A 23,531-nucleotide genomic window follows, 5' to 3' on the forward strand; every position below is an offset into this window, starting at 1 on the left:
AACCCCAGGGTCGGGCGCGGGACCGACATAGCGACGCTGCACAAAACTCTGATGAGACGCCTACACTTTCCTTAGCCGATCTCTTCTTAACAGCCTCCCGGGCCCGCGCCAGACATCCCGTGCTCAAGAACTCCGGTAATCCTCGGCCCTCAAGCCGTGGCGTGTCAGCTTGTCGTAAAAGGTCTTGCGCGGGAGATCCAAATCTCGCGCAGCCGCCGTAGCGGCGCCGTGGTGCCGCGTCAGGGTCTCAACCAGAATGGCACGCTCCACCGCGCGCATGCGGTCGGCCAGGCCAGCGGTGGCACGCGGCACCTCCTGCTCGATCCCCATGGCGTAGCGCATGGCATGGTTCATCAGGGAGCGCGCGTTCCCCGGCCAATCCCGCGCCATCAGCCGGGCCTGCACATCTGGCGGGACATCCGGCAGGGGCAAATCCGCCTGTTCACAGGCCTGCGCGAGGTAGTGTCGGAAGAGAACGGGAATATCGCTCGGCCGTTCCTTGAGCGATGGGATCCGCACGCGCAGCGCCTCCAACCGATAATAGAGATCGACGTCCAGCGACGACAGCAGCGCATCGGGCGGACCATGGGTTGCCGCCAGCAGACGCGCCGCCTCTGGCCCGTCGGGAACCTCGGCCAGCGCATATTGTAAGTCGCGGGGCAGCGCTTCGATCTTGTCGAGGAAGAGGCTGCCTCCCTGGGCACGGGCCAAGGCTTGGGCCAGGCTCGCCTCGTCCAAGGCCGGGGCCGCGCGTTTGACAAAGGGCCCCGCGCTGCGGGGCGACAACAGATGCACCACCTCTGCCACTTTAGAGGTCCCCGTCCCTGGTTCTCCGTGGATGAGGACGGCACCACCGCCACGGGCCACCATCCGGACCGTATCGCGTAAGGCGCCCGCCTCGGGCGAGACCCCGAACAACAGGCGCGCCGCCGCATCCCCAGCTTCCAAAGCGCCCCGCGCCTGCCGCGCGGCCAGGGTCGCCACGCGCAAGTGCAAGGCTCGGCGCAACACCTCGACAAGTTCCGTCGGGTCGCAGGGCTTTTCTAGAAAGGCAAACGCCCCCTCGCTGATGCCGCGCACCGCCGAGGGCACGTCCCCTTCGCCGGTCAAAAGGATCACAGGCAGATCCGCGTCCACACCGCGGGCATATTGCAAAAGGTGAAAACCGTCCCGTCCGGGCATCCGCACATCAGACAGGATCACCCCCGGCAGAGAGCGCGTGATCCGGTCCTTGGCGGCGACAAAGCTGCCCATGGCCGTGACCGACAAGTCGGCCAGTTCCAACGTCTGCTCCAACGCCTCGCGGACCGACGCATCGTCTTCCACCAAAAGGACCTCAGTCATGCGGCCTCCTCCACCGGGGTGGCTGGCTGGAGCGTCACTGTAAACACAGCGCCGCCCCCGTCCACGTTCTCTCCGGTGATCCGCCCCCCAAACCCGGACACGATGCCGTAGCTAATCGATAGGCCCAACCCAAGACCTGCGCCCACCTCTTTGGTGGAATAGAACGGGTCGAAGATGTTGCCCGGGTCGTCCAAGCCAGAGCCGCTGTCCCGCACGCGCAAACCGGGCGGATCCTGCGTGATGGCCACGGTGACCTCGCGACGGGGGCACCCATCGGTCGCGTCCACGGCATTCGACATGAGGTTCACCAAGACCTGGGTCAGACGCACCTCGCCCCCCAGAACCCAGACGGGCCCCTCGGGCAAGTCACAGGTCAGATCGACGCCAGCATCGCTACGCCGCGCCTCGGTTATATCCAGGGCCGAGGCAACGACCGCCTGCAGATCCGTCGGCACCGCCGGTTCCGGCTCCGCCCGCGCAAAGGCGCGCAAGTTCTTGATGATGCGCCCCATGGTGCGGGCCAAATCACCAATACGCGTGAGATTGCGGGCGGCCGCTGTCGGATTGTCCCGCTCCAGGAAGGTCTCCGCGTTTGAGGCAAAGGACCGGATGGCCATGAGCGGCTGGTTCAACTCGTGGCTGATCCCTGCGGACATCTGCCCCAAGGCGGACAGCTTGGACACTTGAACCAGCTCCGCCTGCGCGCGGGTCAGCGCAGCCTCGGCCTCCCGCCTTTCCCGCACTTCGCCCTCCAGCCGCGCATTGGTCCGCTCTAACGCCGCCGTGCGCTCGGTCACGCGCGCCTCCAGCATCTGATTGGCCCGCGCCAGAACCCGGCGCCGTTCCGACAGAACCGCCAGCAGCGCGCCGATCACGAGCAGCAGCGCCCCAACCGCCACCGCGCGGGCAAAGGCCAGGGCGCGGGCAGGTCCCACATCCACAAGGATTTCAGCAGTCAACCCGATCACCGGCAAGGGCAGCGCCAGATGCACCGCCTCGCGCGGGACATAGGGTCCCGCATCCAGCTGCAAGATCTTGAGCCCGGCGATTGGTAAGGCCTGATCGACCCGCGGGGGGCTGCGCATTTCTTCTCGGTTCGACACCAACACCCGGCCAGAGGCGTCGGAGAAGTAGATCACCTGTGGCGCGCCCCGCCAGCTGCGCTCGATGGTGGGCAGTGACCGGCTGACCGCAACGGCGCCCAACACGCCCCCCTCCGGTCCGAAAACGGGCGTTGCATTCGTGAAGTTTCGTCCATCCGGCGATGCGCCGAAGCCCAACGCCCCATGTAGCGTTCGATCCAACCAGGGCGTTCCGGCAACTGACGGCACCTGACCGGATGCCGAGGCGAGCACGCCGCCATCGGGGCGCACCAGCAGCACGTCGGCAGCCCCCGCGCGATCTGCCGTCGCGCGCAACAGGGCCGAGGCCCGCTCCGCCCCCTGCCCATCGATCAACAACCGCTCCAGGCGTGGATCATCGGACAGATGGACCGCCAAATCCCGCGCCCGTTGCAATTCCAACACCAAACGGTCAGCCGCCAAGCTGAGGTCCGATTGCCCCTTGGCCACCGCAGCCTCTAGCGCGTCCGTGAGCGTCGCCCACCAAACACCCCCGGCCACCGCCGAAGCCGCCACCAGATACGCACAGAAAATGACCAACCGTCCCATGGTGCCGCAGGATAGGACCACCCAGCGCGGGGGGAAAGGCCAGAGGCTTGACCCCCGATCCACCGCGCGGCACCCCGGCGGGTATGGAGTGGCTGTCGCAATCCCCAACGGACCCCGCGTTCGTTCAGGACCCTTATCCGTTCTATGACCGCCTGCGCGCCCTCGGCCCCTTGGTGGGCTGGACAGAGTATGGCCTGCCCATGGCTGCCGGCTACGATGTGGTGAACGCCGTGCTGCGCGACCGACGCTTTGGGCGCGAAAATCCGTCGCCGCCGCCTCGCCCCGCCCATCAGGCCGGTTTCTGGGCCGTTGAAGACCACTCCATGCTGGAGCTTGAGCCACCGCGCCACACCCGACTGCGCGCCAGCGTCCTGCGCGCGTTCACGTCGCGCCGGATTGCTGAGATGGAGGAGCAGATCACAGCGCTCGCGCAGGATCTGGTGGCGGCCTTTCCATCGGACCGTTCCTTTGATCTGCTCGACACCTTTGCCCGCCCCCTGCCCGTGCGGATCATCGCGCGCCTGCTTGGTGTGCCCGAAAGCGACGCGCCCCGACTTTTGGCTTGGTCCAACGCCATGGTCGGTATGTACCAAGCGGGTCGGACGGAGGCCCAGGAGCGCGCCGCCGCCAAGGCCGCGACCGCGTTCAGCGCCTACTTAGCGGATATCTTTCGCGCCCCCGTCCCAGGCAGCCTCATCGCCGACCTGCTGGACCTTGCGGGCCAGGATCGACTGTCGGCGCCGGAAGTGACAGCCACCTGCATTCTGCTGCTGAACGCGGGGCATGAGGCCACGGTCCACACGCTAGGCAATGGGGTCGCCGGATTGCTGTCTGCGGGCCTTTGGCATGCCCCCATGACGCCCGCCCTCACCGAAGAGGTCTTGCGCCACGATCCTCCGCTGCACCTCTTCCTGCGCTACGCGACGGAGGATCTGGACCTCCACGGCCATTCCTTCCGCCGTGGGGAGCAGATCGGCCTTCTGCTGGCGGGTGCGAACCGGGATCCCGCAGCCTTTGCGATGCCGGAGAAATTGCTCCCCGATAGGTTCCCGGCGGCACCCACCCCGCTCAGTTTTGGGGCCGGGCGTCATTTCTGTCTTGGGGCGCCCCTGGCCCGGTCCGAGATCCAAATCGGCTTGGCGGTTCTGTCAGAGACGTGTCCAACCCTGCGCCTAACCAACCGCCCGACCTTTGCCGACATTTACCATTTCCACGGCCTATCGGCGTTAAAGGTCACGCTGACCTGACACACCCGTTCGACGGCTTGCACGACCTTACAGCCGTTCGATGCCGCGTTCGGACGCCAGAGCCACCGCACCACCCTATTCCGCTGCGATCTTACCCTTACCCAGCAATGGCTTCAGGTAGTGCCCCGTATGGCTGCCCTCGGCTTCGGCCACCTGTTCGGGCGTGCCAGTGGCAACCACTGTGCCACCGCCATCGCCACCCTCCGGGCCGATGTCGATCACATGGTCAGCGGTCTTTACCACGTCGAGGTTGTGTTCGATCACCACAACGGTGTTCCCGCTATCGACCAATTCGTGTAGCACTTCCAAAAGCTTGCGCACGTCCTCGAAGTGCAGACCCGTCGTCGGTTCATCCAGGATGTAAAGCGTCCGACCGGTGGAGCGCTTGGACAGCTCCTTCGACAGCTTCACGCGCTGCGCCTCACCGCCCGATAGGGTCGTCGCCTGTTGCCCCACCTTGATGTAGCCCAGGCCGACCCGCATCAGCGCGTCCATCTTTTCGCGGATCGACGGCACGGCCTTAAAGAACTCCTGCGCGTCCTCGACGGTCATGTCCAAGACGTCGGCGATGCTTTTGCCCTTGAACTTGATCTCCAGCGTTTCGCGGTTGTAGCGCGCGCCTTTGCAGGTCTCGCACTCCACATAGACGTCAGGCAGGAAGTGCATCTCGATCTTGATGACCCCATCGCCTTGGCAGGCTTCGCAGCGGCCGCCTTTTACGTTGAAGCTGAACCGGCCGGGCTTGTAGCCGCGCGTCTTAGCCTCGGGCAGGCCCGCGAACCAGTCGCGGATCGGCGTGAAGGCCCCCACATAGGTCGCCGGGTTCGACCGGGGCGTCCGCCCGATGGGGCGCTGGTCGATGTCGATAACCTTATCGAGGTGTTCCAGGCCCTTGACGGTCTCACAAGGCGCGGGCGTTTGCCGCGCACCGTTCAGCTTCATCGAAGCGGTCTTGAACAGAGTCTCAATGGTTAGCGTGGACTTACCGCCACCCGACACACCGGTGACGGCGACGAACTTGCCCAGCGGGTAGTCGACGGTCACGCCCTTCAGGTTATTGCCAGTGGCCTTGACCACGCGAACCTTCTTACCGTTGCCCTTACGCCGCGCGGCGGGCACCGAGATCTCACGCCGCCCTGCCAGGTAATCACCGGTCACCGAGGCCGGGTTCGCCGCCAATTCCTCCGGCTTACCATGGGCCACGACGGTGCCCCCGTGGACCCCCGCGCCCGGCCCAATGTCATAGACGTAGTCGGCTTCGCGGATCGCTTCCTCATCGTGTTCGACCACGACCACCGTGTTCCCCTGATCCCGCAGACCTTTGAGCGAGGTGAGCAGGCGGTCGTTGTCCCGCTGGTGCAACCCGATGGACGGCTCGTCCAGCACATAGAGAACCCCGGTCAGACCCGAGCCGATCTGCGAGGCCAAACGGATCCGTTGGCTTTCGCCGCCCGACAGCGTGCCGGCATTCCGGCTGAGCGTCAGGTATTGCAGACCCACGTTGTTCAGAAAGCCCAACCGCTCCCGAATTTCCTTCAGGATCGCCCGCGCGATTTCGTTGTTCTGCTTGGACAGTGCCGCAGGCACCGAGTCCACCCAGTCCAACGCCTCGCGGATCGACATCTCGACCACCTGACCCACATGCAGCCGCGCCTCGGGCTCTGGGCCACCGATCTTGACGGCCAAAGCCTCGGGCCGCAGGCGATACCCGCCACAGGCGCCACAGGGTCTGTTGTTCTGATACCGCTCAAACTCTTCACGGACCCAGGCACTGTCGGTTTCGCGGTAACGACGTTCCATGTTGGGGATCACCCCCTCGAAAACGCGCGTCACCTCATAGATGCGGCCACCCTCATCATAGCGGAACTTGATCTTCTCTTTGCCAGACCCGCGCAGAAACACCTGTTGGATCTTGGATGGCAGGTCTTTCCAAGCCAGCGACTTATCGAACTCAAAGTGTTTCGCGATGCTGTCGATGGTCTGGATGAAGTATGGGCTTTTTCCCTTGTTCCAGGGCGCCAACGCCCCCTTGGCCAAGGGCAACGTCGCGTCCGGCACCACCAGCCGTTCGTCGAAAAACAATTCATGCCCCAGGCCATCGCAGGACGGGCAGGCCCCGAAAGGTGCGTTGAAGGAAAACAGGCGAGGCTCGATCTCCGGGATGGTGAAGCCACTGACCGGGCAAGCGAATTTCTCGGAGAAGGTCACCCGGACCGGGTCGCCCTCCTTCGGGGCGGTCTCCAGGATGGCGATGCCGTCTGCCAAATCCAGCGCGGTGCGGAAGCTGTCGGCCAACCGCTGCTCCAACCCTTCGCGCACAACGATCCGGTCCACGACCACGTCGATGTCATGGCGGAACTTCTTGTCCAGCTCGGGCGGGGTATCCAGGTCGTAGAACTCTCCATCTACCTTAACGCGCTGAAATCCCTGCTTGCGCAGCTCCAACATCTCTTTGCGGTACTCACCCTTGCGGTCGCGCACGATGGGCGCCAGCAGGTAACCGCGCGTCCCCTCAGCCATGGCCATGACCCGGTCGACCATGTCCTGGACCTGCTGGGCCGTGATCGGCTCACCCGTCTCAGGGGAATAGGGCGTGCCCGCCCGTGCAAACAGCAAGCGCAGGTAATCGTAGATCTCGGTCACCGTGCCAACGGTTGAGCGTGGGTTCTTGGAGGTCGTCTTTTGCTCAATCGAGATCGCAGGGCTGAGACCCGTGATGTGATCCACATCTGGCTTTTGCATCATATCGAGGAACTGCCGCGCATAGGCGCTGAGCGATTCTACGTAGCGGCGCTGCCCCTCCGCATAGATCGTATCGAAGGCGAGCGATGACTTGCCCGACCCAGACAACCCGGTGATGACCACAAGCTGATCGCGCGGGATATCCACGTCGACGCCCTTGAGGTTATGCTCGCGCGCGCCGCGCACTTCGATGAACTTTTGCTCGGCCATGGTGCCCCCGACATCTGCAATCCCACTACCTAGGGACGTGGCCCGCCCTGGCAATCCGGGGACAGCGACTCCCCCTGGAACATTTAACGAACATCTAACAAATCGCCGCCGCCCGCGCCAGTGGCCCGGCGCCCTGACCATAAAACCAGCATCAGGCCCAAGGCGGCCGCCCCCACGATGACCCAGATCAGCGCGGCAAGCCCGCCGCCCGTATAAGCCACGGCGAAGACCGGCGTGCCGCTGACCGTGCCCAAATTCCCGAGTTGCGCAATCGCCCCCGTCGCCCGTGCCCTGTCCCCAGCAGAGGCATTCCACGCGGGAATCGACGCGAAACTCGCCCCCGGGATCAGTCCCATGCTCAGGAACGCGGCCTCCACTGCGAAGGGCAGCCCGATCAGCACACCTAACGCCCCCAATAGGGTCCCGGCATACCCGACGGCAGCCACGTGATGGGGTGCAAACCTCCGACACAGGGCGCCACCGGCCAAGGTGGACGCCAGGGTGACAAGCGGTAGGACCGTTGCCAAGGCCGGTCGCGCCAGGGCCTCGGGCAGAAAGGCAATCGCCGCGATGAAGAGAAACGTATAGCAAACGAAGCCCAGACCCGGCGCCATGTAGCGGATCGCGCCGTAGATCTCCCGATGAATGGTTACGGGGTTGAGCGACAGCGGCGCCATCGGGCCGCGCGGCACCCGCCTCCAGAGAACCGCCGCCAGGGCCAGAAGCGCCAAGCCGTGCAACGCAAACAGAAGCGGCAGCCCCCCAGCCCCAAGGATCCACGGAAAGATCTGCGCCGAACCCGCCAGGGAGGCCCCGAAGAACACAGCCCAGAGCCCCATGACGAGGGGCCTGTCCGCGTCCCGGGCCGCAGCCGCCATCAGGGGCGGCCCTCCGACAACCAAGGCGAGGTGGGCCAGACCCTCCACCCCGCGAGAGGCGGCAAACACCCAGTACGGCGGCCCCAGGGCCTGCACCAGCGACATCGCCCCGCCCAGCAGAAGCCCGGCGAGAAACGTGCGCCCAACCCCAAAGCTGGCCGCCAGCCCACCGGCCATGGGGCCGAGGATCAACCCCATGATACCGACCAGAGACACAAGAATGGCGACCGCGGTGACCGGTCGCCCGAAGACGTCGGCCACTTCGGGCAAAACCAGAGAGATTTTGCCAAATTGAGCAGCCGCCAGGAGGCCACCAACAAAGATCAGCCCGACAAGGCCCCACTGCGTGCGTTCCATGGGACCTCCCTGCCAGCGCCCTGCCCGAAAGGCCAGACCATCCCCTTGTGCGTGGTCACGGGGCTTTGACCGAACCGTCTACGCGCCTCCGTCACAGCCATAAGGTGACGGCAGACAATCATCAGAACATCACGGCGATCCGGTCCATGTGAAAGCGGTAGGCGTTGTTGATACAACCGGCATTGGCCCCGCAGGCATCGCGGCCCCGCAAAAAGCCGCGCTGCTCTTCCAGCAGACGGGCGCGGCCCGCATTGCTCAACCGCCGTCTAATCGACTGATATTGGGCGGCCATTTGTGAATCGAGTTGCGCCAGGTTGGCATCGGCGCAGATCGCCAACTCGGTCGGCGTCCCCGCACGGGCGCAATCAAAGCTGGGCCTCACGACTGTGCGAACCGGAGCGGGCGGCGGCCCGCTGACCGCCCGGTGATTGCGGTCGTACTTGAAACGGACACGGAACAACGCCGTCCCATCGATGCGGGCTTGTTCGGGAACCGCACCGGGCGCCACGATGTCGTTCTCGAAGGCCTGCAAGGCGCGGAGCGTCCCTTGCCCGGCGACGCCGTCGATCCCGCCAGGGCGATAGCCCATCTCGGTCAGCATAAACTGCAGCTGCCGCACGTCCTTGCGCGACAAGCTCTGGGCGCCGGCCATCGCCGCGGACATGACCAGGACGAGCGTTAAAACGACATGGAGGATGGATCGTCGCATGGGGCACTCCGACAACAGGACAAATGGAATCAAACCGTATCCCGTCAGAGTGCCCCGCAAGGCAGCCCGGGCCAAGGGGCAAGGCCGTCAGGAGACGACCAGAGCCAGCCCCTCGCGTGCGTCAGAAATGGATGGCGCGACCGTCGGCGTCCAAAACACTTTCGTGCATCATTTCCGACAATGTCGGATGCGGGAACACCGTATGGGCCAAGTCTTCCTCGGTGGTCTCCAACTGACGGCCCACCACGTAGCCCTGGATCAGCTCCGTCACTTCTGCACCGACCATATGCGCGCCCAGCAACTCGCCGGTCTTCTTGTCAAAAATCGTCTTAACCATGCCCTCGGGCTCGCCCAGGGCGATGGCCTTCCCGTTCCCGATGAAGGGGAAGCGCCCGACTTTGATGTCGAACCCAGCCTCTTTGGCCTTCGCCTCCGTCAAGCCAACGCTTGCGACCTGGGGATGACAGTAGGTGCAGCCCGCGATGCTCTCCGGCTTGACGGGGTGGACGTCGTTCTTCCCGGCAATCAACTCGGCGACCATGACGCCTTCGTGGCTGGCCTTATGCGCCAGCCAGGGCGCACCAGCGATATCGCCAATCGCATAAAGTCCCTCGACCCCCGTGCGGCAGTATTCATCGGTCACCACATGGGTCCGGTCAATCTTGACGCCTAGGGCTTCCAGGCCCAGCCCTTCCACATTGCCCACGATGCCCACGGCCGAAATCACCGTATCCACCTCTAGCGTCGTCTCTTTGCCGCCCGCATCCAGCGTCGCGATGACCTTATCCGCCTGACGATCCAGAGATTTGACCGTGGTCTTTTGCAGGATCGTCATCCCCTGCTTCTCGAACTGCTTCTTGGCGAACTTCGAGATCTCCTCGTCCTCCACCGGCAGGACGCGATCCATGACCTCGACGACAGTCGTCTCGGCCCCCAAGGTGTTGTAGAAGCTGGCGAACTCGATCCCGATGGCGCCCGATCCAATCACCAGAAGCTTCTTGGGCATATGGGCCGGTTGCAACGCGTGCTTATAGGTCCAGACCCGCTTGCCATCGCCCTCCAGCCCCGGCAGGTTCCGCGCCCGCGCCCCGGTTGCGAGCACGATGTTCTTGGCCGTCAACTCTTCGGTGCCCTTGTCGGTCTTGACCGCGACCTTCCCCTTACCGGTGAGCGTGGCCTCCCCCATGATCGAAGTGACTTTGTTCTTTTTGAACAGATGCCCGATCCCGCCGGACAGTTGCTTGGCCACGCCCCGCGACCGCTTCACCACGGCGTCCAGATCGTAGTCGATGCCCGTCGCGCTCAGCCCGAATTCCTTGGCACGGTGCATCAGGTGAAAGACCTCCGATGACCGCAACATCGCCTTCGTGGGGATGCAGCCCCAGTTGAGGCAGATACCGCCCAAGTGCTCCCGCTCGATACAGGCAACCGAGAGGCCCAATTGGGCCGCCCGAATGGCAGCTACGTAGCCGCCAGGACCGGCGCCGATCACGATCAGGTCGAAGGATTTGGCCATGGTCACACCTTTCGCGTGAAAAATTGTTTAACGTTGAACTACCCTGTTTCGGCTCGCTTGCCTAGGGCCTGAAGGGCGGGTTTGCACGGGCGCAACGGTCCGTTTGAAACGCAAAAGCCGCCCCAAAGGATCCTCGGGGCGGCCATCTGACCCGACAAGTCTCAAAAACCAGGTCTTGCGCGGGACAGGTCGCCGTTACGCCACGCCCTGCACCTCTCGCAGAATCGCGCCGTAGCCGCCGTCTTCTATAAAGCGCGCCTCCGCTTGCGTGGTCCGACGCCCGAGCGGCTCATTTCTATAGGGGAAGCGCCCAAACCGGCGGATCACCTCCCGATGGGCGCGGGCATGGACCAGCGTCTCCGGTGCGTCCATGCGACTGGCAATCAAACGCACGGCCCGGGCCTGATCGGGCAAAGTCTCCGAGTGTTCCAACGGCAAATAGAAGAATTGACGCGCGGGCGACGCGACCTGCATGTCGTAGCCGCGCACGATGGATTGTCCGGCCACTTCCCGCGCCAAAGCATCGGTCTCGAACGCCTGCGGCGAGCCGCGAAACATATTGCGCGGAAACTGATCCGTAACCAGCAACAGGGCGAGCGCAGAGCGCGCGCAGCACCGCCACGTGTCCAACTGACCGCTGCGCGCCTCCTCCCAGGTCGGCAGAAATCGGTCTCGAATGTCATCGTCCAGACCGTCCCAAGGCGTGTACCACCCTTTCGGTCCGACCTCGTCTAACCAAAAGCTGATGATGTGTTCTGGATCCTGTGCCATGGTCTCTCCTCCCCAAATGCACCTTCTGTCTCCTCCTTCGGGCGCGGCGCCCCGGGCCTAGCCCCGACGGATCACGTCTCCGCTTCGGCGTCCTGGGACAGCTGCTCCTCCCATTCGTCGACGAGGTTGGTCATGGTCACGGGCGTAGCAACGCCCGCCATCACGCCGACAAACGCCGCGCTGTCTTCGACCTCTACCGCTGGGCGCCGCGTCATCCGCCACAGGGCGTACCCCGCCAGGGCTGCCATCAGCACGCCGACGAACAACCAAAATCCGCGTGGCCCCACGGTGTCCATCAACCACCCCGTCAGCAGCGGCCCTCCAATCGCCCCCACTCCGTTCACAAACAGCAGCCGTGCCGAGGCCGACGCCATATCCTCCGGGTCAAGGAAGTCATTTGTATAGGCCAACAGCAAGCCATAAAGCGGGTTCGCCACGCCGCCCATGACGAAAGCGGCCACGAGCAGGCCGCCAAACCCGCCTAGACCGCTAAACCCAAGGGCGCATCCCAGCCCTCCAAAGACCGAGCCCGCCACCACGAGCTGTCGCCGATCCATCCGATCCGACAGCCAGCCGATGGGATATTGCAGCAACATGCCCCCCGCATAGATGGCGGAGACAAATACGGCGATCTGACCCGCGCTCAGATCAATCAACGCGCCATAGACACCGGCCATCCCAAACATCGCCGAGAACATACCACCCAGCAGCAACATGCCCACGAACCCCAGGGGCGACACCTGATAGAGTTCGCGAAAGGACATCGCCTCGGTCGTCTCAAACGGCGGCACGGGGCTGGCCGACAGCAGGATCGGCGCAAAGGCCAAGGACACCAGGACGGACACAGTAATGAACAGGTGGAAATCTGCAGCGTCCCCGATGGCAAACACCCCTTGGGCCAAAACGACACCTGTCATTTGTGCAATCAGATACAGCGAGAGGGCCCGCCCCCGCATGTCATTGCTGGTCGTGTTGTTCAGCCAGCTTTCGGCAACGATGTAGACGCCGCAAAAGCAGAACCCCAACAGCAGTCGCAGCCCCGTCCAGACGATCGGGTCAACCACCGCCGGAAACACGATCAGACCGGCACTCGCCAAGGACCCAAGGGCGGCAAAGACCCGGACGTGTCCCACCTTTCGGATCAGATCCGGCACCAATTGCGAGCCGAGCAGAAAGCCCGCGAAATAGCTCGACATGATGATCGACATGGAGCCCGTGGAGAACCCCTCGATCTCACCCCGGACGCCCAGCAACGTGCCTTGGATCCCGTTGCCCATCATAAGAAGCAGCACGCCAAAGAGCAGTGCCCAGGAATTGCGGAGAACGGTCAACATGGCGGGCCTCGGGCGCGGAGTGTTTCGCCCGCCCTACGCGCGGCGACGCCCGTCGGTCTAGACCGAAACCGACATGAGTTTACGTCAAAGGCGCAATTTCGCTTTGGCCATTATGCGGGGCGCAAACGGGGCATCCCTTAACCATATCGAGGCTCTCACCGGGATAGACCTTTGGTTGGCGCAGGACGCTTCGACCCTGCGGCGCGTTCGCAACCGTCCGCACGCGCGTCCGACCCAGATCACCCCTGTGTCACGCCTAGATCACCCATCGCATTTCGCCGGGTTCCCGCGTCCGCCGCGCGTCATGGCAACAGCAAGGACGCATCCCCATAGCTAAAGAACCGATACCGCTCCGCCACGGCATGGGCATAGGCCGCCAACATCCGATCCCGCCCCATCAAGGCGCTAACCAGCATCAGCAAAGTGCTCTGCGGCAGGTGGAAATTTGTCATCAACCCGTCCGCCACGCGAAACGTGAACCCCGGATAGATGAAGATTTCCGTCTCCCCCCGGAAAGGCGCGATGGCCCCACTTCGGCCAGCGGTTTCGAGCAGCCGCAGGGCCGTGGTTCCAACCGGGATCACACGCCCTCCGTCGGCTTTCGTTCTGGCAATGCTTTCGGCGGCTTCTGCCGTGACCTCCCCCCACTCGGCGTGCATCCGATGGGTCGTAACATCCTCGACCTTGACAGGAAGAAACGTTCCGGCACCCACGTGCAACGTCACCTCGGTAAAGGCCACACCCCGCGCCCGCAGCGCCTCTAAGAGCGGTGCGTCAAAATGGAGGGAGGCCGTCGGGGCCGCGACCGCCCCCGCGTGGCGCGCCCAGATCGTCTGATAGTCGTCGTGGTCCTGGCGATCCGGGGTCCGCTTGGCCGCGATATAGGGGGGCAAGGGCATTTGACCGACAACATTAAGAGCGTCCTCTAACGCCTTGCCATCGCTGTTAAACGTCAGAACTACATCCTGCGAAGTTCGCTCCGAAACCTGGGCTGTCAAACCGCCGTCGAACTCCACCAGATCGCCGTCCCGCAACTTGCGCAGGGGTCTCACGAGGGCTTTCCAAGCGCCGTTGGGTTGTGCTTCGATCAAAGTGAACTCGCACTTGGCCCGCCCCGACCCATCGGTCGTATCGCGCAGGCGAACACCATTAAGGCGTGCCGGTATCACCTTGGTATTATTGAGGACGAGCCTGTCCCCGGGGCGCAACCAGGACACCAGATCGGTCACCGCGGCGTCGGTGGTTGTCTCGGGTTCAACCACCATCAGGCGTGCCGACGACCGTGGCCGCGCAGGTCGCGTCGCAATCAGGTCTTCGGGCAGTTCAAAATCAAAATCGCTCAGCTTCATGGGGCCTCTTAGCCCTCCGGCGGGGGGCGGCGAAAGATCTCTCGGAAGATACCGGGGGTCAAAATCGACAGCGGGTTCACAGTCACATTAGGATTATTCACCAACCCATTGATTTGATACGTAAACCCGAAGAGTCCCTCATCCTCTCTGGCGAACAACGCACCAAACAGGCCATTGACGACATAGATCGGCGAGACGACTCCCTGCATATCCACGGCTTTGGATCCAAGATCGTAAACGCCGTCCGCTGTGATCGACATGCTCGGCCCGACGGCGCTGGCCCGACGGACGACAATATCACCTGGGCGAAGGGTGAAATCGCTCTCGACACTTGTGAAGGATAACCCGTCCCCTTGGAGCTGCTCCAAAAGGCCAACCACGGAGAGCGATTGAAGCAACGACGCCAAAGCAGGCGCGTTGCGAATGCGGATGCCAGCGATCCGTAGCGCCCCATCATAGATCCCTTGCTGACCCGTCGGTTGCAACGTGAGCTGGACAGTGCCGCCGCGCGCGTCCTGAAACAGCCCCGCCGACCGCAGGACTTCGCCTGCGTCTTGGCTCTGAACCTGCACAGCGGTGCCCGCCCCCTGTCGCACCAAGACGCCTTCAATCGCGGACCCGCCGTTGATTTGCCCCGTGAAGGTTCCCGTCCCGCTCTGGAGTTGTGCCCGCACACCGGTCAGCGCGATACCATCGGTGAGGATCAGACGATCCAGGGCGAGGCGCATGGGGCTGCCGCCCCCCGAGGCGCCGGATCCCCGCCCGCCCCGCAACGTGGCGCGCCGGAAATCCGCCTGCCCTCCGCGCACCGTCAGCGTCGGTGCTGCCCCGCGTCCCTGGCCGGTCAGCGTGACGGGTCCCCGGAACCACCCCAGGTCCACAACGTCGAAGGCGGCGGTGTCTAACCCACCGCCGTCACGCAGTGTTACCCGTCCTCGGGCCGTCAAACCCGACGCCTCCAAGTCCAGGCGCGTCACTTCGGGCGCCGCGCCAAGCCGGGCCTCCATAGCGAACGAGGCACCTGCCGCGGCCGGTTTCGACCAAGACAGGGCGGGCAGCGACATCTCCAGCCCGCGCAGATCGCTGGCAATCGAGAGGCTGGGTGCCTGGCCTTGCGGCACGGTGACCGACACTTGCGCCGTGGTCCGGCCAGACAGATCCAAGGCGCCAAACTCAATCCCTAATCGCTCAAGGTCAGCGGGTGAGACACGGGCGAGGCCATTGACACGGCCCGGTTCTGGCAGCGGGACCGGCGGCGGAGGGGGCGCATCGGGGTCGATGGCTTCTGTGCCCCGGGGCGGCAAGGCCTGGCGCCAGCCCCCGTCAAACGGGATCCCGTCAAAGGTCAACTGCCCCTCGATTTCCACTGCGGCAGGGGTCACAAGGAACGCCAGGCTTTCGGCCTCGATCACGCGGTTGGGCACGATCTGATTGCTTCGGACGTCCCGCAACGTGGCGGCAACCGACCAGTCGATATCAGCAGGCGCATTCCCTTGGCGGAGGGGCAGCCTCACTTCGACCAGGGCGTCGCCCCGGCCCGACAAATAGTCGCGATCCCGCTTCAACCGGTCCAATATCCGCAAGGGACGGTTGTTCAGCAGGGTCAGGACATCGCCGAGATCGCCACTGGCACGCATTTTCAACGCGCCCACGGGTGGGCGCTGTGTTGCGTCTTCGATCACAAAGGTCGTGTCCCGCAGTGGCAGGCGCGGTGTCTCAGGCGTTGCCGTCTCGCCCGGGCCAATGGCGGGCACAAGGGCCGAGTCCACGCGCATGGCCAGACGACGCCCATCGAAGTGGGCGGCACCGCGCGCGGCTTCGGCCGGGGGCATGAAGCGCATGAAGCGCAGGTTGCCGCCCGTGTAGGAAAAGGAGGCCAGAACATCGGGCGGTTGGCCCGGTGACAGCCGAACCGCCCCCGTGACATCCTGCGCCGTGCCGCCGATCATGTTGTTGACGAACCATCTGCGCGCCTGGACCTGCAAACTCGGCGGCCACAGGGCCTTGAGCTGCGGAACGGCCATCTCTGGTACCGCAAGTGCCAAAGACCCCTCCGGGCCGTCTGGCAAAAAGCGCAAACGCCCCGACAAACGCGCAGTGCCGGAGGGGCCAGTGACCATCGCCTGTCCGAGGTGAAGGGCCAGCGGCGCCTGGGTGATCTGAGCCTCAATCACGCCATCGTCGAAGGCCACCCGCGTCTCGAACATATCGTCGGGGTTCAAGATCGTCTCACCCAAGCGCAATTGCCCTTGGATGGGACCCGTCAGCCCCTGTGGGAACAGTACCTGACCGGACGCTTGCAGGGACAGGTCCTCGGCACTCGCCGTCAGATCTGTAAGGGCCACGCGGCCCGAGCCAGGCGTCCATCCGTAATCCAGGGAAACGCGGTCCAAGGCCAGTGCCGGTCTGTCCACGGAGCGCAGGTCTTGCAGCGCAACCCGCCCGAGGACTGGGCCGGGAACACCCTGTTCCGACACCGTCACCGTGGCAGAGGCGGACACCATGCCTTCGGCCAAGGACAGGGCCGGAATACCTGGCGCCGCCTCGCCCATATACGCCAGCGGCACATCCACGAGGGCCAGTGTCCCCTTTGCCCCTTGGCCCACGCCGTCCCGTGCCAGGGTGATCGCCAAGCGGGCCGGACGTGCCGCGCCGACCGGTAGGCGCACACGCATGGTCATCTCGAGGCCAGCCTCGCTGCGCAGGACGGTTAGGTCGCCATCGGTGACGTCCTGCGACAGGCCCGTGATGACATCACGGACACCCAAGGCAATCCCGCTGGCCCGGATCGACCGGAGGTCCGCAACCAGCGGCGCTGCCAGGAACATATCGAGTGCCGCAAGCACTTCGGCAGCGTCACGGGGCAAGGCACCGCCGCCCCCTGCCCCCAGTGTCAGGTTGAACTGGCCGTCCGCATTGCGCGCAAGATCCAAGGCCAGCCCGTCCAAGCGTAAGGATCGGGGCCGGATATGCCCCATGGCAAGCTGGGCCCCGTCCAGTGTCGCGGTGAGGGACGGCAGGCGCACCACGTGCTCCCCGGCGCGGGACAGGCGGGCGTCTGACACGATGAACCGCAGGCCATGGTCCTCAAGATCATAGGCTAGGCCCAGACCGCCAAGCGACAGATCAAGGTCCGCCAGGGCGCGATTGGCCCGAACCTCTACCTGGGTGACGAGCCAAGCAGGCAAGGCCACAGGACCTTGTGTCAACCGGTAGGCCGATCCGCCCAACAGGCCGACCAGCGCCACCAGACAGACCGACAGCATGGCCCGAACAGGCCGCTGGCGTCGATCTTTGGGGGGCGGGTCTGACATGGGGCCTCTGGACGCTTGGATGTCTTTACCTTGACCTGGGGCGGGTCGGGTTCCAAGTCCTCGGTCAGAATGACGCGGCTACCACAGATCGCGCGCACAACAGGAGGTCCCAAATGTCCGACGCCCTCGCCCCAGGCGCCCCCGCCCCCGGTTTCACCTTGCCCCGTGACGGTGGGTCGGAGGTGAGCCTCTCCGATTTCGCCGGCAAACAGGTGGTTCTGTACTTCTACCCCAAGGACGACACGCCCGGTTGCACCAAGGAAGCCATCGCTTTCACGGAACAGGCGGATGCCTTTGCGGCCGCTGGTGCCGTGGTGATCGGCGTGTCGAAAGACCCCGTGGCCAAGCACGATAAGTTCATCGCCAAGCACAGCCTGGGAATCATCCTGGTATCCGACGAAAACGGGACGACCTGCGAAGACTATGGCGTCTGGGTCGAAAAGAACATGTACGGCAAGAAGTACATGGGGATCGAACGGGCGACCTATCTGATTGGGGCCGATGGCATGATCAAACAGGTCTGGCGCAAGGTGAAGGTCCCCGGTCATGCCGACGCCGTTTTGGAGGCCGTTAAGGCGTGACCACCCTTGCGGACATGGCGGTGGAGGTTCTGTCCACCGGCGACGGGCGGGAAAAGACGGCCTTGGCGCGGCGGCACGCGGCGACATGGCGGGCTTCCCGTGAGGCGGGGACCCCGTTGGAGATCGGTGTGGCGCGGCCACCTTTGCGGCCTGCGCGACCGGATGCGCCGGTGCTGCTGAACCCCCGCGACGTCCCCCACCGCAAGCCCGGCACGCCAGAGGGCCGGATCGCCCTGTTGCACGCCGTGGCCCATATCGAACTCAACGCTGTGGACCTACATTGGGACATCATCGCGCGGTTTTCCGACGTCCCCCTTCCCGTCAGCTTCTATGACGACTGGGTGAAAGCGGGCGATGAAGAGGCAAAGCACTTCAACCTGATGGCGGATTGCCTTGAGCAGGCCGGTAGCCACTATGGCGCCCTCCCCGCCCACGCGGGTATGTGGCGTGCCGCCGAAGACACCGCCGAAGACCTGATGGGCCGCCTTGCGGTCGTGCCCATGGTCTTGGAAGCACGCGGGCTGGACGTGACGCCAAACATGATTGCCGTCTTCCGCAAGGCGGGTGAGTCGCGCGCCGTCGAGGCGCTGGAGACGATTTACTCAGAGGAAGTGAGCCATGTTGCCTATGGATCCAAGTGGTTTCACTTCTTGTGCGGACGTCATGACATTGACCCAACGGCAACCTTCCATGGGCTGGTCCGAAAGTACTTCCATGGGGCGCTAAAGCCTCCATTTAACGAAGAAAAACGGGCCGAGGCCGGAATACCGCCAGACTTCTACTGGCCCCTCGCAAAGGGGGCCTGAAGGTCAAACGGGCAGGAATCTGCGCAAAATCTGCTCACAATGCTTCAAATCGGTAAGAATGGTTGCCCGATTGTCACGCAGCGCCTAAAAACACGTCGATACGCCTCGGAGGGAAGCCGGGGTGGGGGAACGGACCATTGGCGCGTCACACGACCTGAACAGGCAGGTCGCGCTGCAAGACACGGGGAGACGGGACGTGAAGCAACGCCTGTCGGATAAGGTAAATGCGCGCCTGGAACGCCATTTGCCCGAGCAACGACTTTTCCTTAAATCTGACGCCGGGACTCGATTTGTCCGTATGCGCCCCGCAACCCAGGCGGGCATCCTTTTGGGCGGTGCCGTCCTTGTGGGATGGACCGTCGTGGTGACGTCGTTCTTTCTGATTGGGGCAATTAGCTCCAACTCGACGAAGGAACAGACCGCCCGCGCGCAGATGGCCTATGAGGATCGCTTGGAAGACCTGAGCGGAGAGCGAGACGCCCGGGCACGCGAAGCCGAACAGGCGCTCGACCGGTTCTACAGCGCCCTCACCGAAGTCTCGAAGATGCAAGAGCAGCTCTTGGCCGCTGAACAGCGCACGCGAGAGCTTGAGACCGGCATTGAAGTGATCCAGCGCACCCTGCGTCGCACCGTGGCGGAACGGGACGCGGCGCGCGAAGACGTGATGACGGCCACGGCCAAACTGGAAAACGCACCCGAAGCAGCGGCCCAAGCCGAACGTCTCCATGCGGACGCAGCGGCCACGGCAGCGGCCCTAGCCGAGGTATTGGACGCGACCGCACTCCAACGGGACGAAGCCGTCGTGGTGGCCGCTGGGGCCGATGCGGAAATCAGCCGCATGGAAGCCATGGCCGACGTCGTCGCCGAGCGGAACGAACGGATCTTTGGTCGCTTGGAAGAGGCCGTTGAGGTCTCGCTAGAACCCCTGGAAAAGGTCTTCGCCCGGTCAGGTATTTCGACCGACGCCATCCTGGAGCAGGTGCGGCGCGGGTATTCCGGACGCGGCGGTCCGCTTGAGCCCGTCACCGTCTCGACCCGAGGCAATCCCGATGGCATCCCGGATTTGGACACCCAGCGCGCGAACCGATTGCTCAACCGTCTGGAAGAGGTCGATCTTTACCGCATCGCCGCCGAAAGCCTGCCGCTGGCCCATCCTGTGCCCGGCCCCCACCGGCGCACCTCCGGATTTGGTCCACGCTGGGGTCGGATGCACTCCGGCCTGGATTTCGCGGGCGCCCGCGGGTCCGACATTGTCGCTACGGCAGCGGGCGTGGTCACCCACGCAGGGTGGCAGTCCGGTTATGGGAAGTTGGTAAAGATCCAACACCCCCTTGGTTTCGAGACGCGCTACGCCCATCTGAATTCTATCAACGTGCGTGTTGGTCAAAGGGTCTCGCGCGCGCAACGCATCGGTGGTATGGGAACGACCGGACGCTCGACCGGGGTGCATCTGCACTACGAAATCCGTCGCGGCGGTCGCGCCTTGAACCCAGTCACCTTCCTAAACGCAGGTCAGGATGTTTTCTAAATCGAAACTGAACCAGCCCGGCGGCGACGCCGACAAACCGAAACAGCCGGGCACGCCGCCATCCTCGGCCCCGGCCACGCCGCCGTCCAAACCGGCGGGACTTGAACTTGGTGCCGGCGCATCGGCGATGAAGCCGAAGGTGGCCCCATCGACGCTGTCTTCGGACCTTGTGATCAAGGGTGACATCAAGACCACCGGCGACATCCAGGTCGAAGGTGAGATCGAAGGCAACATCTCCGCCCACCTGCTGACCGTTGGCGAAGGCGCAGTCGTCCGTGGTGAAGTCGTCGCCGACGATATCGTGGTGAACGGCCGTGTTATCGGTCGGGTCCGTGGCCTCAAGGTGCGCCTGACGTCCACGGCGCGCGTTGAGGGTGACATCATCCACAAGACCATCGCCATCGAATCGGGCGCGCACTTCGAGGGCGCCGTCCAACGCCAGGATGATCCGCTCGGCGGCAAACCAGCCGCAGCCTCAAAGTCGGACAGCTAAGTCACCGCTGTTCCTTGGTGACATCTGACGATAACAGCGCCCCGCCTCTCCCCCTGAGACGCGGGGCGTCTCAGTTGACGGACCTGAAGCGACCCGTGCCGAAAGAGGCGCGGCGGTGCGTGGTCCTATCGACCCTGGGATCTCTCGGGGACCTCTATCCAGTGTTGTCGGTGGCCAAGGCGCTCACCAGGCAGGGCGTTGAGGTCAGACTGGCGCTCACCCCCGAAGACTGCGACGTGGCCCGCGACTGGGGCCTCACTGCGACGCCCGTGGGCCCCTCCCAAGCGGAAATGTGCGCGGCCCTAGGCATGACACGCGATGAGGTCGCAGCATCCGTCCTGCGCGACCCGCGCCCGTTGCTCAAACGCGCCCTTCTGCCCTTATTGCCCGAAATGACACAGGCGGTCCTAGACCTGTCAGAAGGCGCTGCATGCGTGGCAGGCACGCCCTTTGCCATGGGCGCGGCCCTCGCCGCGGAACGCCGGGGCCTGCCGTTTGTGCCCATGCTCCTGCAACCGCTGATGGCGATGGCACCGTCTGATCCGCCGACAGGGGGTGTCTATGCCCTCGCCATTCGACGCCCCAAGCCGCGTTTGGCGCTGCTCTGGAACCGGTTCGCACTGAGCCTGATCCGGCGCACGCTGCGCATGACCCTTCTTCCGGGCCAGAACCGTCTTCGACGGTCTTTGGGGCTTCCGGCGACGTCCAAGACGCCACTATTGGACTACGATGGTCACATCCCGTTTCTTCTGGGGCTCTGGGATGAGGTTTTCGCCCCCTGTCCACAAGACGGCCCCGACGGCCTGATCCTCGGAGGCTTTCCACCCGCCCCCGCCGGCGGTCTGCCTGACGGCGCGCAAACCTGGCTCGATGCCGGGCCGCCCCCGCTGGTGGTCACGCTCGGGTCCATCGCCCAAGGCCTTGGCCGCGACACCTTCTGGCAAGACGCGGCCGACATGGCCCGTCGCATGGACCTCCGCGCTGTTCTTTTGCACGGAACAGCCGGTGCCCCCGCTGCCAGCGACCAAATCCTGCCACTGGCCTACGCCGCCCATGCCCCGCTCTTCCCCCAGGCGGCAGCGATCGTCCACCATGGCGGCATCGGCACAACGGCCGAGGCCCTGCGTGCGGGCCGCCCGCAACTGGTCCTACCCGTGGGCGGAGATCAGCCCGACAACGCCGCTCGACTGCGCGACCTCGACCTTGCAGCCACACTACCGATCACAGGCTTTACCGCTGCACGGGGTGCGGAGGCGCTGCGCACCTTGCTGAGCATTTTTGACGACCCAACAGCCAGCAAACTGGCCAAAACCATCAGCAACCGCAACGGCGCGACCTTCGCAGCCGACCGGATCGCCACATTGCTCCCCCAGCACTGACCCCGGGGCTTCTTCTCGGCAAAAATACCTCCGGGGGGCGCCAAGGGCGCGGGGGCAGAGCCCCCTCCAACCTCAGACCTGCCCGCCAATCTGGCATTGCGCAGTCATGCACGTCGGGGGTCCGGGGGGCGTCCCCCGGCCCTGCCCCACAGACGACCCGTCAGTCGTTGGCAGCATCCGCCCGAGACTTGCCCGAGGCATCCGATGCGAGCACCGAGGCCATCACGCCGTCTAGGGCGCCATCCAGGACACCGCCCGTGTCAGAGGTTTCAAACCCCGTCCGTAGGTCCTTCACCATTTGGTAAGGCTGCAAGACATAGGACCGGATTTGGTTGCCCCAGCCCGCATCGCCCTTTGCCTCGTGCGCCGCATTGATGTCCGCGTTCCGGCGATCCAACTCCATCTGATAGAGGCGCGATTTCAGGGCCTTCATGGCGATGTCGCGGTTCTGGTGTTGGGACTTTTCCGATGACGTGGTGACGATCCCGGTGGGCAAGTGCGTGATCCGAACAGCCGAGTCGGTCGTGTTCACGTGCTGTCCCCCGGCGCCCGATGAGCGATAGGTGTCGATGCGGATGTCGTTCGGCTGGACCTCGATCTCGATATTGTCGTCGACCACGGGATAGACCCAGACCGAGCAGAACGAGGTGTGCCGCCGCGCGCTGCTGTCATAGGGCGAAATGCGCACCAGGCGATGCACGCCACTTTCGGACTTCAACCAGCCATAGGCGTTCTTGCCGCTGATCTTATAGGCTGCCGACTTGATCCCAGCCTCTTCGCCCGGTGATTGGGACTGCAGCTCCACGTCGTAGCCACGCTTTTCCGCCCAGCGGACATACATCCGTGCCAGCATCGACGCCCAATCGCAGCTTTCGGTACCGCCCGCGCCAGAGTTGATTTCGAGGAAGGTATCGTTGCCATCAGCTTCGCCATCGAGCAGCGCCTCAAGCTCTTTTTCGGCGGCGGTTTCAACCAGTGCCGCAAGCGCCGCCTCGGCCTCTGAGATGACCTCCTCGTCTTCTTCCATTTCACCCAGTTCGATCATCTCGACGTTATCGGAGGTGTCCCGCTCCAAGGCCTTGATACCTTCGATACTGTCCATCAGGGCTTGGCGATCCCGCATCAGTTTCTGCGCCCGCTCCGGATTGTCCCAGAGCGTCGGATCTTCGATCATAGCGTTGAATTCTTCGAGCCGATGGGCCGCCGTTTCCCAATCCAGACGCCGCTTGAGCAGCGCCACGGATTTGGCGATGGCATCGACGTTGTTCTGGACTTCTGCGCGCATGTCTCAAGGCTCCGAGGT

The 23,531-nt window shown here is 64.3% G+C and carries 17 protein-coding genes; 6 read left to right on the forward strand and 11 right to left on the reverse strand.

The window, feature by feature from the left end:
• Window positions 1-123 precede the first annotated feature (123 nt).
• Window positions 124-1,344: a sigma-54-dependent transcriptional regulator gene (locus K5R33_RS14440; protein WP_220749766.1), complete on the reverse strand. Its 1,221-nt coding sequence runs from the start codon at window positions 1,342-1,344 to the stop codon at window positions 124-126.
• A complete protein-coding gene (locus tag K5R33_RS14445; protein ID WP_220749767.1) occupies window positions 1,341-3,014 on the reverse strand; it encodes a sensor histidine kinase in 1,674 nt (557 codons plus the stop codon). The genes K5R33_RS14440 and K5R33_RS14445 overlap by 4 nt, the downstream gene beginning before the upstream one ends.
• A 47-nt stretch (window positions 3,015-3,061) precedes the next feature.
• Between K5R33_RS14445 and K5R33_RS14450 the strand changes: the two genes are divergently transcribed.
• Entirely contained in the window at window positions 3,062-4,261 is a 1,200-nt protein-coding gene (locus K5R33_RS14450; RefSeq protein ID WP_308442985.1) for a cytochrome P450, read from the forward strand.
• 75 nt (window positions 4,262-4,336) lie between these two features.
• Here K5R33_RS14450 and uvrA read toward each other — a convergent pair whose 3' ends face one another.
• From uvrA to K5R33_RS14490, 8 genes are all read right to left on the reverse strand, one after another.
• Window positions 4,337-7,213, reverse strand: a complete 2,877-nt coding sequence (gene uvrA, locus K5R33_RS14455; RefSeq protein ID WP_220749768.1) for an excinuclease ABC subunit UvrA — start codon at window positions 7,211-7,213, stop codon at window positions 4,337-4,339.
• Between the two features lie 83 nt (window positions 7,214-7,296).
• On the reverse strand, window positions 7,297-8,448 hold the full coding sequence (locus tag K5R33_RS14460) for an MFS transporter (protein ID WP_220749769.1): 1,152 nt from the start codon (window positions 8,446-8,448) through the stop codon (window positions 7,297-7,299).
• A gap of 121 nt (window positions 8,449-8,569) precedes the next feature.
• Window positions 8,570-9,157: a lysozyme inhibitor LprI family protein gene (locus tag K5R33_RS14465; RefSeq protein ID WP_220749770.1), complete on the reverse strand. Its 588-nt coding sequence runs from the start codon at window positions 9,155-9,157 to the stop codon at window positions 8,570-8,572.
• Window positions 9,158-9,278: 121 nt separating this feature from the next.
• Complete coding sequence (gene lpdA / locus K5R33_RS14470; RefSeq protein WP_220749771.1) at window positions 9,279-10,673, reverse strand: dihydrolipoyl dehydrogenase; 1,395 nt, start codon at window positions 10,671-10,673, stop codon at window positions 9,279-9,281.
• 195 nt (window positions 10,674-10,868) lie between these two features.
• Window positions 10,869-11,444 carry a DUF924 family protein gene (locus K5R33_RS14475; RefSeq protein ID WP_220749772.1) on the reverse strand — a complete coding sequence of 192 codons (576 nt, stop codon included), beginning with the start codon at window positions 11,442-11,444 and terminating at the stop codon, window positions 10,869-10,871.
• 71 nt (window positions 11,445-11,515) lie between these two features.
• Window positions 11,516-12,778, reverse strand: coding sequence for an MFS transporter (locus K5R33_RS14480; RefSeq protein ID WP_220749773.1), 1,263 nt, complete (start codon window positions 12,776-12,778; stop codon window positions 11,516-11,518).
• A 302-nt stretch (window positions 12,779-13,080) separates the two neighbouring features.
• Window positions 13,081-14,127 carry a tRNA preQ1(34) S-adenosylmethionine ribosyltransferase-isomerase QueA gene (gene queA / locus K5R33_RS14485; RefSeq protein WP_220749774.1) on the reverse strand — a complete coding sequence of 349 codons (1,047 nt, stop codon included), beginning with the start codon at window positions 14,125-14,127 and terminating at the stop codon, window positions 13,081-13,083.
• An 8-nt stretch (window positions 14,128-14,135) separates the two neighbouring features.
• Entirely contained in the window at window positions 14,136-17,441 is a 3,306-nt protein-coding gene (locus tag K5R33_RS14490) for an AsmA-like C-terminal region-containing protein (RefSeq protein WP_220749775.1), read from the reverse strand.
• A 113-nt stretch (window positions 17,442-17,554) separates the two neighbouring features.
• On the opposite strand from K5R33_RS14490, the gene bcp reads away from it, so the two are divergent.
• From bcp to K5R33_RS14515, 5 genes are all read left to right on the forward strand, one after another.
• Complete coding sequence (gene bcp / locus K5R33_RS14495; RefSeq protein WP_220749776.1) at window positions 17,555-18,022, forward strand: thioredoxin-dependent thiol peroxidase; 468 nt, start codon at window positions 17,555-17,557, stop codon at window positions 18,020-18,022.
• Window positions 18,019-18,828 carry a ferritin-like domain-containing protein gene (locus K5R33_RS14500; protein WP_255576467.1) on the forward strand — a complete coding sequence of 270 codons (810 nt, stop codon included), beginning with the start codon at window positions 18,019-18,021 and terminating at the stop codon, window positions 18,826-18,828. The genes bcp and K5R33_RS14500 overlap by 4 nt, the downstream gene beginning before the upstream one ends.
• A gap of 196 nt (window positions 18,829-19,024) precedes the next feature.
• Entirely contained in the window at window positions 19,025-20,356 is a 1,332-nt protein-coding gene (locus K5R33_RS14505) for a M23 family metallopeptidase (RefSeq protein ID WP_220749777.1), read from the forward strand.
• On the forward strand, window positions 20,346-20,849 hold the full coding sequence (locus K5R33_RS14510; RefSeq protein ID WP_220749778.1) for a bactofilin family protein: 504 nt from the start codon (window positions 20,346-20,348) through the stop codon (window positions 20,847-20,849). Before K5R33_RS14505 ends, K5R33_RS14510 begins: the two co-directional genes overlap by 11 nt.
• A gap of 74 nt (window positions 20,850-20,923) precedes the next feature.
• Complete coding sequence (locus tag K5R33_RS14515; RefSeq protein WP_220749779.1) at window positions 20,924-22,228, forward strand: glycosyltransferase; 1,305 nt, start codon at window positions 20,924-20,926, stop codon at window positions 22,226-22,228.
• Between the two features lie 160 nt (window positions 22,229-22,388).
• On the opposite strand, the gene prfB is transcribed toward K5R33_RS14515, so the two are convergent.
• Window positions 22,389-23,513 carry a peptide chain release factor 2 gene (prfB, locus tag K5R33_RS14520; RefSeq protein ID WP_220749780.1) on the reverse strand — a complete coding sequence of 375 codons (1,125 nt, stop codon included), beginning with the start codon at window positions 23,511-23,513 and terminating at the stop codon, window positions 22,389-22,391.
• Window positions 23,514-23,531 lie beyond the last annotated feature (18 nt).

Source organism: Jannaschia pagri, from assembly GCF_019655435.1.
Lineage (GTDB): Bacteria > Pseudomonadota > Alphaproteobacteria > Rhodobacterales > Rhodobacteraceae > Jannaschia > Jannaschia pagri.

What these genes read in the sequence shown, in the direction of transcription:
- prfB (WP_220749780.1), bottom strand. Translation starts at nt 23,513, where the DNA reads ATGCGCGCAGAAGTCCAGAACAACGTCGATGCCATCGCCAAATCCGTG.
- lpdA (WP_220749771.1), bottom strand. Translation starts at nt 10,673, where the DNA reads ATGGCCAAATCCTTCGACCTGATCGTGATCGGCGCCGGTCCTGGCGGC.
- K5R33_RS14465 (WP_220749770.1), bottom strand. Translation starts at nt 9,157, where the DNA reads ATGCGACGATCCATCCTCCATGTCGTTTTAACGCTCGTCCTGGTCATG.
- K5R33_RS14510 (WP_220749778.1), top strand. Translation starts at nt 20,346, where the DNA reads ATGTTTTCTAAATCGAAACTGAACCAGCCCGGCGGCGACGCCGACAAA.
- K5R33_RS14490 (WP_220749775.1), bottom strand. Translation starts at nt 17,441, where the DNA reads ATGTCAGACCCGCCCCCCAAAGATCGACGCCAGCGGCCTGTTCGGGCC.
- K5R33_RS14475 (WP_220749772.1), bottom strand. Translation starts at nt 11,444, where the DNA reads ATGGCACAGGATCCAGAACACATCATCAGCTTTTGGTTAGACGAGGTC.
- K5R33_RS14460 (WP_220749769.1), bottom strand. Translation starts at nt 8,448, where the DNA reads ATGGAACGCACGCAGTGGGGCCTTGTCGGGCTGATCTTTGTTGGTGGC.
- K5R33_RS14445 (WP_220749767.1), bottom strand. Translation starts at nt 3,014, where the DNA reads ATGGGACGGTTGGTCATTTTCTGTGCGTATCTGGTGGCGGCTTCGGCG.
- bcp (WP_220749776.1), top strand. Translation starts at nt 17,555, where the DNA reads ATGTCCGACGCCCTCGCCCCAGGCGCCCCCGCCCCCGGTTTCACCTTG.
- uvrA (WP_220749768.1), bottom strand. Translation starts at nt 7,213, where the DNA reads ATGGCCGAGCAAAAGTTCATCGAAGTGCGCGGCGCGCGCGAGCATAAC.
- K5R33_RS14480 (WP_220749773.1), bottom strand. Translation starts at nt 12,778, where the DNA reads ATGTTGACCGTTCTCCGCAATTCCTGGGCACTGCTCTTTGGCGTGCTG.
- queA (WP_220749774.1), bottom strand. Translation starts at nt 14,127, where the DNA reads ATGAAGCTGAGCGATTTTGATTTTGAACTGCCCGAAGACCTGATTGCG.
- K5R33_RS14440 (WP_220749766.1), bottom strand. Translation starts at nt 1,344, where the DNA reads ATGACTGAGGTCCTTTTGGTGGAAGACGATGCGTCGGTCCGCGAGGCG.